Origin of the sequence: Psychrobacter sp. GW64-MNA-CIBAN-0177, assembly GCF_040309585.1 — a bacterium.
Classification (GTDB): Bacteria; Pseudomonadota; Gammaproteobacteria; order Pseudomonadales; family Moraxellaceae; genus Psychrobacter; species Psychrobacter okhotskensis.
On record NZ_JBEOOY010000017.1, the window covers coordinates 39,852 to 55,292 of the forward strand.

Sequence of the window (15,441 nt, forward strand, 5' to 3'; positions counted from 1 at the left end):
GCTAAATAAAATAGATACGTTATCTTAAACGATTTCTATCTGACCTACTTGATGGTAAGCACGATTAAAATACACCAAACTTTCATCAGTGCCACCTTGTGATACGGCGTGCTTGATGGCGACTACACGACACATAAAGACGCTATGTGTGCCTACTTCTTGAATATGCTCAATCTCACAATCAAAACTGACCAGCGCATCCTCTAAAACAGGCGCACCTGTCGCTAATTGCGTCCAAGCGCCCTGTTTAAATCGTTCTTCCGAACTTAATTTTGAGGCAAAGGCATTAGATATTGGCTCATGCTGTGCGCCTAGTACATTGACACTCAAGGTTTTATTTTCAAGAAAGTGGGCATGTGAGCGAGAGGTCTGATTCATACAGACCAGCAAGGTAGGCGGTGTGTCTGTGACGCTACATACCGCAGATGCCGTAAACCCATGAATACCAGAGTTACCTTTTGTGGTAACCACATTAACGGCAGTCGTCAATAGCGACATGGCATCTCTAAAGTCGGTGGCTTCAATCATAATTTCAGTCCTAAATTTATCACAGATTATTTTTAAAACGCGCTCAGCTGTAGGCTGGGTTTTTGACCCAGCATTGTATTTTTAAAAATATAGAAGCTGAGTTAAAAACCCAGCCTACAATAATTAAATTTTATAGCTATAAGTTTGTTTAGTAATAACTGAGGCCATTCATGGGCTTAAACAAGCTAGGGCTTGTTAAGAAATGCTAAACGCTTAGCTCTTTGCGAATGATTGCCGCGCCCTCGCTCAACGCTTTCAACTTGCCGCGTGCTACCTCGCGAGGCAAAGGTGCCATGCCGCAATTGGTCGAGGGATAGAGCTTATCGGCATCGACGAATTGTAGAACTTTGCGTAGGGTATCTGCCACTTCTTCAGGGGTTTCAATAGTATTGGTTGCCACATCGATAGCGCCGACCATTACTTTTTTACCGCGAATCAGTTCAATCAAATCCATCGGCACGTGCGAGTTTTGGCACTCAAGCGAGACGATATCAATGCTTGACTGCTGCAATTTTGGAAACGCTTGCTCATATTGACGCCACTCGGAACCCAGTGTTTTTTTCCAGTCATTATTAGCCTTGATGCCATAGCCGTAGCAGATATGCACCGCCGTTTCACACTTTAGACCTTCAATAGCACGCTCTAAAGTGGCAATACCCCAGTCGTTTACGTCATCAAAGAACACATTAAACGCAGGCTCATCGAATTGGATAATATCCACGCCAGCTGCCTCAAGCTCTCTCGCCTCTTGATTCAGAATTTTGGCAAACTCCCACGCCAATTTTTCACGGCTTTTATAATGGCCATCATACAGTGTATCAATCATCGTCATAGGCCCTGGCAGCGCCCATTTGATTGGCTGATCGGTTTGCGCCCGCAAAAACTTAGCGTCGTCTACAAACACTGGCTTTTGACGGCTCACCGCCCCAACGACTGACGGCACACTGGCCTCATAGCGATCACGGATCTTAACGGTTTTACGATTCTCAAAATCGACGCCATCTAGATGCTCAATGAAGGTGGTCACAAAATGCTGGCGGGTCTGCTCGCCATCACTGACGATATCTATCCCTGCATGTCTCTGTTCTTGCAATGTCAAACGTAGTGCATCTTGTTTGGCTTCACTTAACTGCTCCCCTTCTAATGCCCAAGGTGACCAGATTTTCTCAGGTTCTGCCAACCAAGAAGGTTTCGGTAAGCTGCCAGCGGTTGAGGTTGGTAATAATAATTCCATATTGGTTACTCTTTTATATTTTAGTCTTTTAGTTTTTTTTATATGTCTGTTGATAAAGGTCTATTAAGCCGCGCGTTTTTTTACCGCTTCTTTTTGCACAGTCTCACTTGTCACTACATAGTTTGCCGCCCACTCATCAAGAATAGCCTGATATGGTTTAATGAACTCATCTTCGGTAAATTTGCCTTGCGTCACCGCCATCTGGCTGCGCTCCTCGCGGTCATAGACAATTTGAGTCAGTGAATAATCTTGGTATTTCAAACTTGGCTGATATACGTGACCAGCGGTTGAGTTGGCATTATAGATTTCAGGGCGGTAAATCTTTTGAAAAGTCTCCATCGTACTGATAGCACTGATTAGCTCAAGGTCGGTGTAATCACTCAGCAAATCGCCCGCGAAATAAAATGCTAAAGGCGCCACACTACCGGCAGGCATAAAGTAGCGCACTGTTAAGCCCATTTTATGGAAATAGTCATCGGTTAAGGAATACTCATCTTGCTTGTATTCAAGCCCTAGTACAGGATGCTGATTGCCAGTACGCTGATAGACTTTACTACTTGACACACTCAGACAAATCACAGGTTGTTTATCAAAGTTGGTTTGATAGGCCTCTGAGTTCAATAAGTGTTGAAACAGTTTGCCGTGCAAATCACCAAAATCGGCTGCTGGTGGCGATTTTGGGTTTTTCTCAAAATGTTCCGGCAGTACAATGCTAAAGTCATAATCGCGCACATAAGAGGAGAAGCTATTGCCAATCATACCGTCAATACGCTTGTTTTCTTTATGATCCACAATCGTTGTTTTTAAGGTCTCAATGACTGGGAATGTATGACCATTGCCTTCGATATCCAAGTCAGCAGAGATGATATCAACTTCAACGGAATAACGGTCGGCTGTTGGGTTATCCCAATGCGCGAGATCATTAAAACGGTTATTTATCATAGTCAGCGTTTTGCGTAAGTTCTCTTGACGTCTCTCGCCACGCGCCAAATTGGCAAAGTTAGTCGTCAGACGTGTGCTGTCTGCTGGCTGATAGTTTTCATCAAAACGAATGCTCGAGATGGAATATGTAAATTGTTTACTCATGATAATCTCCTACCCTAATCTCATTGACTGAGATAACACCAAATTTTTGTATGTGGTAATCATACCTAAATCAATACATGAATAAAAACGATACAATTTTAATATAAGATGAATATTATTCATGTTAGAAGAGTTGCCACACGATAGAAGAAAACTGATATCAGCAATATCGTCGCGTTTTTAGGATATTTTGACTATATGATGGATACGGCAGCCCTATCTAATGCAAGAGCTAAGTAGGCACCAATAAGGAAGATAGGAAGAGTCTGGCGATAAGTAATGACTCAATAAAAAAACCAAAACTCTATAAGTCTTGGTTTTTCTGCTTACCATGACAAATATACTTCACACGGTTACATAAAAAATCTGCTTCTAAGCCTAGAGCGTGTCCTCAATTCAAACGCTTGTATCTAAATGGACTAAAAATGGCTAAATTTTGCCAAACATTGTCAAATAGCTGATTAATATCTCGATATTATTTGCGCTACTTTCCTCTTTTGACGGCAATTTATCTTATTTTTATGACCATTTTTAAAATGAGGACACGCCCTAGAAATCTACTGCTTTGCCGCCTCAATCTGAATATCCAAATCAACTTTTTCAGTGATACCTAACAAGGTATATTTGCTAATGCCCCACTTGGTTCGATCAAGCGTCGTCTTAAAATCTCCACCGCACACGGATTTTTTTAGTATAAAGCTAAAATAGCAGTTGAATTTGGTTGCTGTTAACGTAATAGGGTTGGTCTTACCATGCATTGTCAGCATGCCATCAACTTTAGTGACCCCGGCGCTGCCTTTTTCATCTGCAAAATGCCACTTAGTAGACTTAAAAGAAGCCAATGGGAACTTTTCAATATCAAAGAAATCTGCACTTTTAAGAGTGTTATCAAATTCTTTGTTGCCAGTATTTAGACTGTTTAGCGGAATAACCAACGAGACATTGCCTAGCTTAGACTCTGGGTCGTACTCTACCTGACCCGTTATATTGTAAAAGCCACCTGTATTGGTAGAAGTACCAAAATGGTCAATCGCAAAGCGGGCATTGGCATGGGTTGGATCGATATTATAGGTGGTAGCTTGACTACTAGTGATACCTAAAGCAAGCAATAGAAGCGCTGCCAGAGGCTTACGATAAGATAAAACGACGGGTGGTAGTGAGAATCGACGCATAACGACATTCCTTTGTAGCGGTCTATGGTAGGTCAATCACGTCCGCTGTGATCAACAACTTTGTCCATATATAATGACGCTAAGACCCTATTTAAGCAATAAATATTGTCTTGCGCCATCATCATGTCATCATTCACGACCTATTAATGCCCTACAATAGGGTATGCCCTAGACCTTTTCCTCCATCGTTGCCTGCTTTTCTTTGCCATGCGGCATTAGCCATTTAGCAAACCAGCCTGACAAATCATCCATCAAGGTATAAACCACTGGAATCACCACTAAGCTTAATAATGTGGAGGTTACCAGACCACCAAGAACAGCAGCTGCCATCGGACGACGGAAAGTAGGATCCGCATCGCCCCAGCCAAACACCAATGGCAACATGCCAGCACCCATCGCAATAGTGGTCATAATGATAGGACGCGCGCGCTTATGACAGGCATCAATAATTGCCTCAAAACGTGCCATGCCACGACGCTGTGCAATCAGCGCATAATCGACCAGCAAGATAGAGTTCTTGGTAGCGATACCCATTAGCATGATAAAGCCAATCATCGATGGCATAGACAGACTACTATTGGTAATCACCAAGCCGACGAAGGCACCACCAATAGACAAAGGCAATGCCATCAGAATGGTGAAAGGTTGTAGCAGACGTCCAAATAACAGAATAAGCACGCCTAAGATACAGACCACACCGACAGACATAGCGATAATAAAGCCGCTGAATAACTCGGCCATGTTTTCTGCCTGACCTTGATCAATGACAGTAATTGACGATGGTAGTTGCTGCATCGTCGGTGTACTTTTGACCGCTTGCACCAAATCACCCAGCTCGCCACTGGCAGGCTGGACAGTAATCGTAATAGCGCGCTCTCTATCAAGCCTATTAATCTGAGCAGGTCCTGTGCCAAAGTTTAGCGACGCAACCTCACCGACCCGCACCCCTTGACCTGCAGGCTGGGTATTCGGCACATACAAACCCTCTAGTTGGCTGACATTTTGCTTGGCAATATCTGGCAAGCGCACCACGATAGGTATCTGCCGCGTGTCTAAGTTCAGCTTGGATAAACGCTGCTCATAGTCACCAACGGTCGCTATACGTAACGTGGTAGCGATATCTTGGGTGGTCACCCCTTTATCAGCCATCGCCAATCGGTTCGGCGTCACTGTCAGCTCCTGACGCGGCAAACTGCGGTCGCTGGTCACTGATCCAGCACTCGGTAACGCACGGATATCTGACATGATCTGCTGGACGGTCTGTTCTAATACTTCTGGATTGGTACTGGTTAAAGAAAAATTATATCCTGTCTCACCGCCGCTCGATAGACCGACCGTAAAACGAGCACCCGGTACTTCTGCCAACATATTACTAATTTTTCGTTCAATCTCTTGTTTAGAGATACGCTCTGCTCGCGGCGCTAGCACAATATCCAAGCCAGCGATGTTTTCTGCTTTACCCCCGCTTGAAGCGGAATCCATCTCCTGCTGCGCTTCCCCCACTGAGGTAAAGATATTGGTCACTTCAGGCATGGCTAAAATACGCGCACTGGCCAGTGCGGCAACGCGCTCAGTATCCTCTAAGGCCACATCAGGCGTAAGCTCAATTGCCACACGCGTTTGGTTAATATCGTTATCGGGAATAAAAGACGTCGGTAGCAGTTTTACCAATGCCAGCGAGGCCACAAACAAGACCAAGGTTGCGCCCATCGTGAGCCAGCGATGCTGCAACGTCCATGAGACTATCTTGAGATACCACGTCATCATTTTGCTTTGTTTTTCGACGTACTTTTTTTCTGGTCGTAGGATATAGGCCGCCATCATGGGCGTGATCAAACGCGCCACCATTAATGAGGCAAAAATTGATAAGGCGGCCGTCCAACCAAACTGACGAAAGAACTGACCGACAATACCACCCATAAAAGCGGTGGGCAAAAATACTGCAATTAGGGTAAAAGTCGTGGCGACTACTGCCAACCCAATCTCATCGGCGGCTTCCATCGCCGCCTCATAAGGCGTCTTACCCATACGCAGATGGCGAATGATGTTTTCGACCTCAACGATGGCATCATCGACCAGTACGCCAATGACCAGTGACAGTGCTAACAGGGAGATAATATTGAGACTAAAGCCAAACAGATACATGCCTAAAAAAGTAGGAATGACGGATAGCGGCAACGCCACTGCCGCTACGATGGTGGCACGAATATTCTTTAAAAACAGGAATACCACTACTACGGCGAGCAAACCGCCTTCAATGAGCATACGTAGTGAGGCTTGATAGTCTTCTGCAATGGGAGTGGCCCGGTCATAGACTTTTTCAATATTGATATTGCCGACGTCTGCGGACAGCTTGGCAAGCTCTGCATCGACCAGCTCCATCACTTCAACTTCACTGGCGCCGCGTGAGCGCGTAATATTAAACGCCACCACCGTTTGTCCATCGAGTTTGGCAATAGAGCTTGGATCAGCCGCGCCATCAGTGATTTGTGCCATACGCCCAAGCGCTTGGGTGCCACCTGTTGGTACAGCTACTTGCAGATCATTCAGCTCACCTGCGCGCTCGACCGCACCCAACACCCGAATGGTTTGCGTGGTTGTGCCCACTTCCGCTTCACCACCTGAGCTGTCTTGTTGAATACCCGCTATTTGTTGCGACAGCTGAGTAATAGAATACTTTAGCCCACTCAAAGCGATAGGATCCGCCGCGACGGTAATCTCACGCTGTAAACCACCGATCCGGCTTACCGTACTGACGCCCGGAATGTCAGAGAGACGCTTGGTAACGGTATCATCCACGAACCAAGAGAGGTCTTCTACATTCATGTTATCAGCAGCCACCGAATAGGTGACGACTGGGAATCCGGCAGTTGAGACCTTCGTAATGATAGGATCATTGGCCGCTGCTGGTAGGTCGCCCTGCACTTCACCGACCGCTGAACGCACATCGTCGACCGCTTCTTGGATATCTTTTTCTAAGACAAACTCAGTGACCATCGTGGCCGCCCCAGTTTGTAGCGTCGTCCGAATATGCTTGACACCTTCAATACTAGTGAGCTTATTTTCTATCTTTTTGGCAATATCGTTTTCGAGCTGCGACGGTGCGGCACCCGGCAAAGTCACCGTGACCACGACCGCTGGCAAATCAATATCTGGAAACTGCTGCACCTTCATTTGCATAAAGCCGTAGAGACCGCCCAAAGTCAGCAGCACAAACAGCAAAATAGCCACTAAAGGGTTTTTAATCGAGTAAGCTGATACGTTTAAACTCATGAGCGCGCCTGCGTAGCTGTGTTAGTAGCGGCTTTATTCGCGGTGGTAGCATCCGTTTGCTTGCCTGTTTTGTCATTGATTTGGTTCAGCCCATCAACGATACGCACTAAATCCCCATCATTCAAAAAGCTACCACCTTGCTTAACAATCTGACTGTCAGCCGCTAACGGCTCGGCGACTGCCACATTATCACCGAGGCGCTCGCCCAACGTCACTCTTTGTTGTTTGACACGGCCCATGGTTTTGCCGTCTTTCGTCATAACGTTGGTGATTAGCATCACATAGTCATAGCCATCGTTGCTCACGATCGCACTATTGGGTACGGTTTGAGTGCTCGCACTACCTAACAAGAACTCGCCCGTTTGATACATGCCCGCGCGTACTTTTGAGTTTGGCGCAAGGCTAGCATAAATGGTGATTTGGCGATTATCATCGGCCGTTGGCGCAATACGATTAACTTTACCCATGACCGAATCGCCGGCTGGCAAGCTGACGCGCACTGGCGTACCGACACTGACTTCGCCTAGCAGCTTAGGATCGATATCCGCACGCCACTCTAAAATACCGCCTTTAATAATGGTAAATAATGGCTCGCCTCCAGCAACGCCTCCAGCAACGCCTCCAGCAACCATACCGACTTCCGCCATTTTTTCACTGATAACACCGCTGACTGGCGCGAGCACATTGGCGTTCTTCACACTCAAGCGTTGGGTACTAAGACGCGCTTTCGACGCTTGCAAGGCCGCCTCTGCCTGTAGCTTTGAGGTACGATAGCGATCCGCTTCTTGCCTACTAATGGCATCAATCTCAATCAGCGGTAGGACACGAGCGGCATCGGCAGTTGCATTGGCAAGCGTTGCTTCGGCTTCGGCAACATCGGCTTCTGCCTGCAAGACTTGCTGCCGCATGGCATCAGTATCAAATATCGCCAGGACTTGCCCCGCTTTGACCCGATCGCCTTCTTCAACCAACACCTGCTCGATAGCCACACCATTTACTTTAGGGCTGACATTAGCGACATCTTTGGCACTGATGGTGCCGTCAGCGCTTAAGGTATTGCCAATACTGTCTTGGCTTGGCATCACCGTTTCGACCGAAAGCACTGCCTGTTGATTGCTACTCTCTTTTGGGACAGCATTTGCGCTTTGTGCCTTGTTAGCCGCTGATGAATCAACACTCGCATCTTTATCGCCGCCCCAATACTTACCGACCAAAACCCCAATCACAAGGACTACGGCTAATACTGGCAATAACCACCAAGGATATTTCGATGATGATTTGGGCGCACGTGCGTCCGCTTGGCGGTAAGGTGGTAGCTCAGACTCAACTGGCAGCTTGTTGTCTTCAACATCGCTCATGATAACTCTCTGTCAATACAGGCAATTAGAAAGGGTATAAAGTTAGAAAAATTATAGCTAAAAAAGGGGCTATTTATGATTACAATAGTCTATAAATTTATTGAGGATAGCATATATTAAGTCATCATCTTATTTTTATATATCGTGTTTTAGCTTCGTAAGTCTGCTTCTATTAATAAAGGACGGGCGTAAAACTGGCAAAGCGAAGCGGATAAAAATGATAACTAAGTAAAACGACTGCTTGATAAATTTGTCTAAATCAAACTTCTTTTTAACTTTTAAAAAGCACAACGCACATCCCTAAGAATGTGCGCTATATTTATCAAGATGCTACTAACTTAATGTTTCTTAACTCGTTTATTAAAAGCGATAGCCAACGCCAAGATAGGTAATATACGGATCGATATCAAGGTTGGTTTTCGCTCGAATCAACTCTTCACCACTATCGTTTTGAACGGTGATGGTCGTATCACTATCGAGTTTTGCATAGGATACAGATCCAACGCCAAACCATTTGTCATTAAAGTCATAAGTCGCGCCAAGCGTCACGATAGGTGCAAAGGCGCTGTCTGCTTCAACATCTACGCTCATGCCCTGACCCGATTTTACATTTTCTAATGCAGCGCCCGCTTTCCCATCCTTAATATTTTGGATTTGATGACCAGCCATTTCTAAATCGTTACGAATACCGTCATTGAGCTCGATATCATTAAAATAAGCATACATCACCCCTGCGCCGACATAGGGGCGAAATTTATTGACCCCAGATTTGCCAAATTGATATTGCACCCCAGCTGCTGGCAGCCACGCGCGAGCGCTTGAAGATACCCCGCCGCCTTGGGTTAAATCAGTAATGGGAATATTTTTTGAAATATCAAAATCGCCCAATAATCCGCCTGCAATACCGCTAGGACTGACTTTGCCCGAGAGCGGTGCATATACTTGCCCTTGCCCTAAAATATCAACTTTGGGCGGTATACCGGCTTTGACCTCAATCGACCAATGATCATTCATATAATAGTTAAATAACAGACCAAACGTATCGACATCATCGGCCTCAAGACCCGTACCAGCACTGGTCCAGCTCTCTAAGCCATTAACGTTGACTGTGCCCGATGCACCCAACTCTCCTAGATCCGTATCAGCTGGCAAAATACCTAACAGCCCATTTACGGCTCTTAATGTGCCGGAATCTTGATCAGGGTCGATGACTTCTCGAACCGTTGAGATACGTACACTACCATTTTCTAACGTCCTGTTAGAAGCTATCAAAGCAACGACTATAGTATTATTTGGCCACTTTTCGTTCTAACTAAAACGCCAAAACAGCCACATACTAGCAAACCAGCACGGTCACAAGTAGTGATGCAGCAACATAAACTGCCATAGTAGTGAACATATATCAACCGAAATTATCGAACAAATAAGTCAATATTAGTTTATTAAGATATTTGAGCGCGAATATTTGAGCGCAAGCTATCGCAATACAGATAAACTATAAACAATTGATTATAATCATATTTTATATTCATAAATTGATATTAGCTAATAAATATAAACAGTAATAAAACATAACTTTATAAATTATTCGATAATAGTATGGTTGGCTCAAGATAATTCAGGTAAAAGGAAGACGAGTGAAAGTAAGACAAGTAGTAAACTTAATGAGTCTAATTTATATAGGATTGACTATACGGATAAAAAACCTGCTATGCATTGGTGTAACGGCTGGCTTCTGGCATCCAGCGATGGATAAGCTGACTGACATCTGCTTTACGTGCAGGATCAGCAATTAAGTGTTTGGCAAGGTGCTGGGCAATGGCAAATAATTGCGCATCACGAATCAGATCGGCCAAATAATAACCGACATTGCCCGTTTGACGTTTACCCAGCAGCTCACCCGGCCCGCGCAGCTCTAAGTCTTTTTGGGCAATGACAAAGCCATCGGTACTGTCGCGCAATACATTTAAGCGCTCCGTGCCTGTTTCTGACAACGGCTTTTGGTATAACAACACACAGTAGCTTTTGGTCGAACCACGCCCGACGCGTCCACGCAATTGATGTAGCTGTGACAACCCTAAACGTTCGGCATTTTCAATGACCATGAGCGACGCATTCGGCACATCGACGCCAACCTCGATGACCGTTGTGGCAATGAGCAGATCAAGATTTCCGGATTTGAATGCTTGCATGATGGCTTGTTTGTCAGCGGACTTCATCTTGCCATGGACGAGACCAATGCGAATATTTAAGCGCTCATTTAGGTCTTCATAAGTGGCTTCCGCCGCTTGCGCATCCAGCACACTAGATTCTTCTACTAATGAGCAGACCCAATAGGCCTGCCTGCCCGCCTCACAATTAATCGCAATACGCTCAATCACCTCATCGCGGCGATTACGGTCAATGGTCACTGTCGTAATTGGTGTACGACCGGGTGGCAACTCATCAATGATAGAGGTATCCATATCACCATAGACGCTCATCGCGAGCGTACGCGGAATGGGCGTTGCCGTCATAATCAGCTGATGCGGCGTGCTATTGGCTACGCCTTTATTGGTCAAGGCCATACGCTGCTCAACGCCAAAACGATGCTGCTCATCGATAATGACCAAGCCCAACTTGGCAAACTGTACTGTTTCTTGAAACAACGCATGAGTCCCAACCACTATTTGCACCGTATTCTCACTCACCGCCTCTAATGCTTCGCGGCGCTGCTTCGCGGTTTGTTTGCCAGCCAACCAGCCGACCCCAACACCTAAGGGTTCAAACCAGTTTTTAAAATTGACCAAATGCTGCTCTGCTAAAATCTCTGTGGGTGCCATAACCGCCACTTGCCAGCCACTGTCGAGCGCATAGCCTGCCGCACCTGCCGCGACCAACGTTTTACCAGCGCCCACATCGCCTTGTACCAGTCGCAACATCGGAATAGAAGTCGCCATATCAGCTGTGATGTCTTTCATCACCCGTTGCTGTGCGCCTGTTAAATCAAAGGGTAAAGCGGCAAACAACTTATCCGCAAGCGGGCTTTGAGCGGCACATTTAGGTGCTTTATGCTGATGTAATTGCTGACGTCGATATAACAAACTGAGTTGATGCGCGGTTAACTCTTCAATGATTAATCGCTGGCATGCCGCATGAGTACGAGCACTTAATTGAGTGAGCAGCTGATATTGCCGACCAGCATCGGTATAAGTGGGCGGCGTGTGCAATAACACTAAGGCTTCAAATATCGTCAGGTTATAGACATTACTATTGGCAATACTAGCAGCGGCTGTATGGGGTTCATTATTTGCACTATAAGTAGAAGGGCTGGTTTTATTGACACTATTATTAATCGAATTGTCAGGCACACTGCGGGCAAGCGTTGAAAAAATATCGTCCGGAAAATCATCTTCTACAATTGCTGATTTAGTAGGCTCAAAGGGCGCTAACGGTAAATCAGCGACCACGGCAAAATCCTCATTGGTAAACAGCGTCATCGGTAGACCTTGACTGCGCACAGTTTGTAGCGCCAACTTAATCAAAGTACGCAATTTATTCTGATGCAAGCCTTTGACACTAGGATAAATGGGCTGCAACCCAGTATTGGTCATGGCGCTGCTATCAGTAATGATTTGATACTCGGGATGATGCATCTGCTTACCATAACGGCTGACTTTTACTTCGCCGAACAATTGCAATTGCGTGCCCAAACTCATGGTCTGCGCCAGACCTCGATAGACTTTAAAAAACCGTAAAGATATCGTCCCAGTGTCATCATCTACAATCACGGTCATGCCACTGCGCTTGACATCGACGTGTACCACGCGCCCAGTGATTAACGCTGCTTGTCCATGCCCCACGTCTGCTATCGATACCAGTCGGCTACGGTCTTCATAATCTCGTGGCAGGTGCAGTAGCAAATCAAAGATTCGCACAATACTCAACTGTGCCAGTTGCTCGGCAACCTTGGAGCCAACACCTGCCAGCGCCGTCACTGGCATATCGAGTGCCGACATAGGCTGCTCAGATCTCCAATGCTCGGCTGACTGAGTTGAGGAAGGTGATGAGGCGTGACTAACCGATATGGGCATCAAAAATCCTAACGATATTGGTTTTACATTGCGTAAGTGCAAAATAGTTTATTAGGCACTCTGATACTACTTACGACCTATAAAAGCGATGATAATCAACTGGCTATAAAAATACTGAGTCAGACTCATTATAACTGACAATATGATTGATTATGCTAAGCTATTTAGTAATACTGCGTCTAGATGCTGTGATGCTTTGTGGAGACATACATCCAATCTATCCTTTATGGATTAGCAACTTTACCGATAAGAAACTTTATCGATAAATAGCTTGCTTGATAAATAAATGTCTCAAGAATTAAACGTATAAACAATCAACCAATGCCCTAACTTATGATGATTTTATAAGGTCTTTTTTATGTTTGCGCCCACTTTACTGCCTCAATCTTATCATCATTTGCTATTCCTGCGTATCATTGTGCTTGCCATATTGTCCCTAAGTATCAACGCTTGTAGCACGCTGACACCGCCACCAACATCAGTAGCACCCATAGCAGATGCACCAAAAGTTGCATTAGTATTGGGCGGCGGCGGTGCCAAAGGTTTTGCGCATGTTGGCGTAATTAAGGCGTTAGAAGCAAACGGCATCAAACCAACTTTGGTCGTTGGCACTAGCGTCGGCAGCTTGGTTGGTAGTCTATATGCTAGCGGTTACACGCCAGCACAGCTTGAGCGCTTGGCATTGACCACCACTGATAGCGAATTGACGGACTTTACCTTATCCAACCAAGGCTTTATAGAAGGTATCAAACTCAAAAACTTTATTAATACCAAAGTTGGCGGACGCCCTATAGAGTCTTTTCCCATACACTTCGCTGCGGTCGCGGCTGAGAAGCACACACTAAAAAAAGCGGTCTTTAGCACGGGAGATGCTGGACTTGCCGTTCAAGCGTCTTGTAGCGTGCCCAATATTTTTATTGCCCCGCGTATTCCCGAAAAAGTTGGCAAAAAATATATTGATGGCGGTGTGGTCAGCTTAGTGCCTGTCGATAGCGCGCGTGATTTGGGGGCAGATATCATCATCGCTGTCGACGTGACAGTGCCTACTAGCAAAAAGAACGTAACGAACAATCTTTTACCTGCTATCACCTCATTGAGTGGCTTTTGGGCATTACTTGAAGACAATCTGTCCTCTAATGTAGCACCTAATACCACTTCCAACGTTGCTTATGCAGACGCCAAACACAGCGCATCGATACGCAATGAACGCGGGCGCGCTGACATCGTCATTACCCCTGATGTCGGTCATATCAGCTCATTAGATACCAGTCAACGTAGTGCCCTTATTACGGCTGGCGCGCAAGCCACCACACCACAAATCAATGCAATTAAGCAATTAATTAAAGCAAAATCGCAGAGTAAATATGCGACTCTATAGCGATATATAATCAAAATACCCTAAAAACGCCACGGTATTGCTGATATCAATTTTTTGTCGTCTCTGTCTGCGCAGGTACATTACAGCAAAGAAAATTGATATCAGCAGTGCGTAATGTCTCGATATTATCTGCGCTATTTTCCTTGTATGACTGCAATTGACCTCACTTTTATCACCATTTTTAAAATGAGGACACGCCCTAGAATTTCAGCCATTAAAAAAGCACCGCAGTCATAAATCGTGGTGCTTTTTACTGTTAGCTAGATCAATTCTGCTTAAACAGACGGCATCAATTAATAAGCAAATTTATTTAACGCGGGCGCGATATTTCACTGCCACGGTGTCATTAAGGCCAACCCCTTCGATATCCCAGCGTACCGATTTATAGTATTTCAATGGGATTTCTTGCAGTTGGTTGTCTACTTTGCCACGTAGCGGCATACGGGCGAAAGTATTGCCATCGGTGCTACCATAGGGAAAGTCAGGAGAGACCGCGCGCAATAGTTCTACTTGCTCAGGGATACTCATGGTGACCGTCATTTTACGGACGCGATCAGCATTGGTATTGGTAAAATACCCTTGATACTCTAAGACATTGCCTGACTGCAAACGAGTATTGGCATTAACCGGCACCAAGACCTCTTGACCATTGGCATCAACACTAATCAGCGAGGCGGTAATTTTGCTATTAACGGCTTGCACGGTAGAGTTACCGCTATTGGTGCTTGCTTGATTGCTGTTGGACTGCACAGCAACTGAAGTATCGATCGCTTGCTCTGGGGTCGGCAGCATCGCTGATGCTTGGGTGACCGCCATGACACCGACGAGCGTACCGGCTATCACGTGAAACAAGCGGTGGCCGCTAAAAGCGCTAAAAGGATTGGCAAGATGGTTACTTTTTTTCATGACTTTCATTATCCCTAGTTAATATATCGGTAAAACGCAGCTGGCAAAACCTGACTGTCTGGTTAATGCATTTTCAATGCTTTTTAAACTCTGACACTTATCGCTTTAACTTTTTAATTTTCTCGCGGTTTGGATAGACGAGACTTTATATGAGCAATACACTTAATGACGACATCTCAGATTATGAGCAGGCTATCATCATATACGCTCCATGCTAGTAACGTTCATTTTTATTGATTATCTGCGTTAGCCGTCTGTAAAGCAATAGCGATTAGCATAGCAAAAAGCGTTTGTAGGTACACTAACCGCGTGTTGAGGTTGTGTATATCGTCAATCTACTATAAAGATTGATTAACGCTATTGAAATAAAAGATAGCTCATAACGGCGTTTTTTGCTATGGTAATTCTTTAGCGACAGGTATCTTTTGTCACG

The 15,441-nt window shown here is 45.4% G+C and carries 10 protein-coding genes; 1 reads left to right on the forward strand and 9 read right to left on the reverse strand.

Annotated features, from left to right (window positions below; translation table 11 throughout):
- Positions 1 to 24 precede the first annotated feature (24 nt).
- The 8 genes from AAEY79_RS10690 to recG form a co-directional block, all read right to left on the reverse strand.
- Entirely contained in the window at positions 25 to 528 is a 504-nt protein-coding gene (locus tag AAEY79_RS10690) for a flavin reductase (RefSeq protein ID WP_025653197.1), read from the reverse strand.
- A 205-nt stretch (positions 529 to 733) separates the two neighbouring features.
- On the reverse strand, positions 734 to 1,762 hold the full coding sequence (locus AAEY79_RS10695; RefSeq protein ID WP_350588181.1) for a methionine synthase: 1,029 nt from the start codon (positions 1,760 to 1,762) through the stop codon (positions 734 to 736).
- Between the two features lie 63 nt (positions 1,763 to 1,825).
- The gene (locus tag AAEY79_RS10700) at positions 1,826 to 2,848 is read right to left on the reverse strand and encodes a DUF1852 domain-containing protein (RefSeq protein WP_025653195.1); all 1,023 of its coding nucleotides are present in this window, start codon (positions 2,846 to 2,848) and stop codon (positions 1,826 to 1,828) included.
- 557 nt (positions 2,849 to 3,405) lie between these two features.
- On the reverse strand, positions 3,406 to 4,020 hold the full coding sequence (locus AAEY79_RS10705) for a YceI family protein (protein WP_025653194.1): 615 nt from the start codon (positions 4,018 to 4,020) through the stop codon (positions 3,406 to 3,408).
- Positions 4,021 to 4,188: 168 nt separating this feature from the next.
- Complete coding sequence (locus AAEY79_RS10710) at positions 4,189 to 7,293, reverse strand: efflux RND transporter permease subunit (protein ID WP_025653193.1); 3,105 nt, start codon at positions 7,291 to 7,293, stop codon at positions 4,189 to 4,191.
- The gene (locus AAEY79_RS10715) at positions 7,290 to 8,651 is read right to left on the reverse strand and encodes an efflux RND transporter periplasmic adaptor subunit (RefSeq protein WP_350588180.1); all 1,362 of its coding nucleotides are present in this window, start codon (positions 8,649 to 8,651) and stop codon (positions 7,290 to 7,292) included. Before AAEY79_RS10715 ends, AAEY79_RS10710 begins: the two co-directional genes overlap by 4 nt.
- 360 nt (positions 8,652 to 9,011) lie before the next feature.
- The gene (locus AAEY79_RS10720; protein WP_350588179.1) at positions 9,012 to 9,923 is read right to left on the reverse strand and encodes an OmpW family outer membrane protein; all 912 of its coding nucleotides are present in this window, start codon (positions 9,921 to 9,923) and stop codon (positions 9,012 to 9,014) included.
- Between the two features lie 437 nt (positions 9,924 to 10,360).
- Entirely contained in the window at positions 10,361 to 12,724 is a 2,364-nt protein-coding gene (gene recG / locus AAEY79_RS10725) for an ATP-dependent DNA helicase RecG (RefSeq protein WP_350588178.1), read from the reverse strand.
- Positions 12,725 to 13,082: 358 nt separating this feature from the next.
- Between recG and AAEY79_RS10730 the strand changes: the two genes are divergently transcribed.
- Positions 13,083 to 14,102, forward strand: coding sequence for a patatin-like phospholipase family protein (locus AAEY79_RS10730; protein ID WP_350588177.1), 1,020 nt, complete (start codon positions 13,083 to 13,085; stop codon positions 14,100 to 14,102).
- 306 nt (positions 14,103 to 14,408) lie between these two features.
- Here the strand turns inward: AAEY79_RS10730 and AAEY79_RS10735 are convergent, their stop codons facing one another.
- Entirely contained in the window at positions 14,409 to 15,008 is a 600-nt protein-coding gene (locus AAEY79_RS10735; protein WP_025653186.1) for a hypothetical protein, read from the reverse strand.
- Positions 15,009 to 15,441: the final 433 nt, after the last annotated feature.

Bases quoted from the DNA above. Each gene is read 5' to 3' on its own strand.
- AAEY79_RS10690 (WP_025653197.1), bottom strand. From the start codon at position 528: ATGATTGAAGCCACCGACTTTAGAGATGCCATGTCGCTATTGACGACT.
- AAEY79_RS10695 (WP_350588181.1), bottom strand. From the start codon at position 1,762: ATGGAATTATTATTACCAACCTCAACCGCTGGCAGCTTACCGAAACCT.
- AAEY79_RS10700 (WP_025653195.1), bottom strand. From the start codon at position 2,848: ATGAGTAAACAATTTACATATTCCATCTCGAGCATTCGTTTTGATGAA.
- AAEY79_RS10705 (WP_025653194.1), bottom strand. From the start codon at position 4,020: ATGCGTCGATTCTCACTACCACCCGTCGTTTTATCTTATCGTAAGCCT.
- AAEY79_RS10710 (WP_025653193.1), bottom strand. From the start codon at position 7,293: ATGAGTTTAAACGTATCAGCTTACTCGATTAAAAACCCTTTAGTGGCT.
- AAEY79_RS10715 (WP_350588180.1), bottom strand. From the start codon at position 8,651: ATGAGCGATGTTGAAGACAACAAGCTGCCAGTTGAGTCTGAGCTACCA.
- recG (WP_350588178.1), bottom strand. From the start codon at position 12,724: ATGCCCATATCGGTTAGTCACGCCTCATCACCTTCCTCAACTCAGTCA.
- AAEY79_RS10730 (WP_350588177.1), top strand. From the start codon at position 13,083: ATGTTTGCGCCCACTTTACTGCCTCAATCTTATCATCATTTGCTATTC.
- AAEY79_RS10735 (WP_025653186.1), bottom strand. From the start codon at position 15,008: ATGAAAAAAAGTAACCATCTTGCCAATCCTTTTAGCGCTTTTAGCGGC.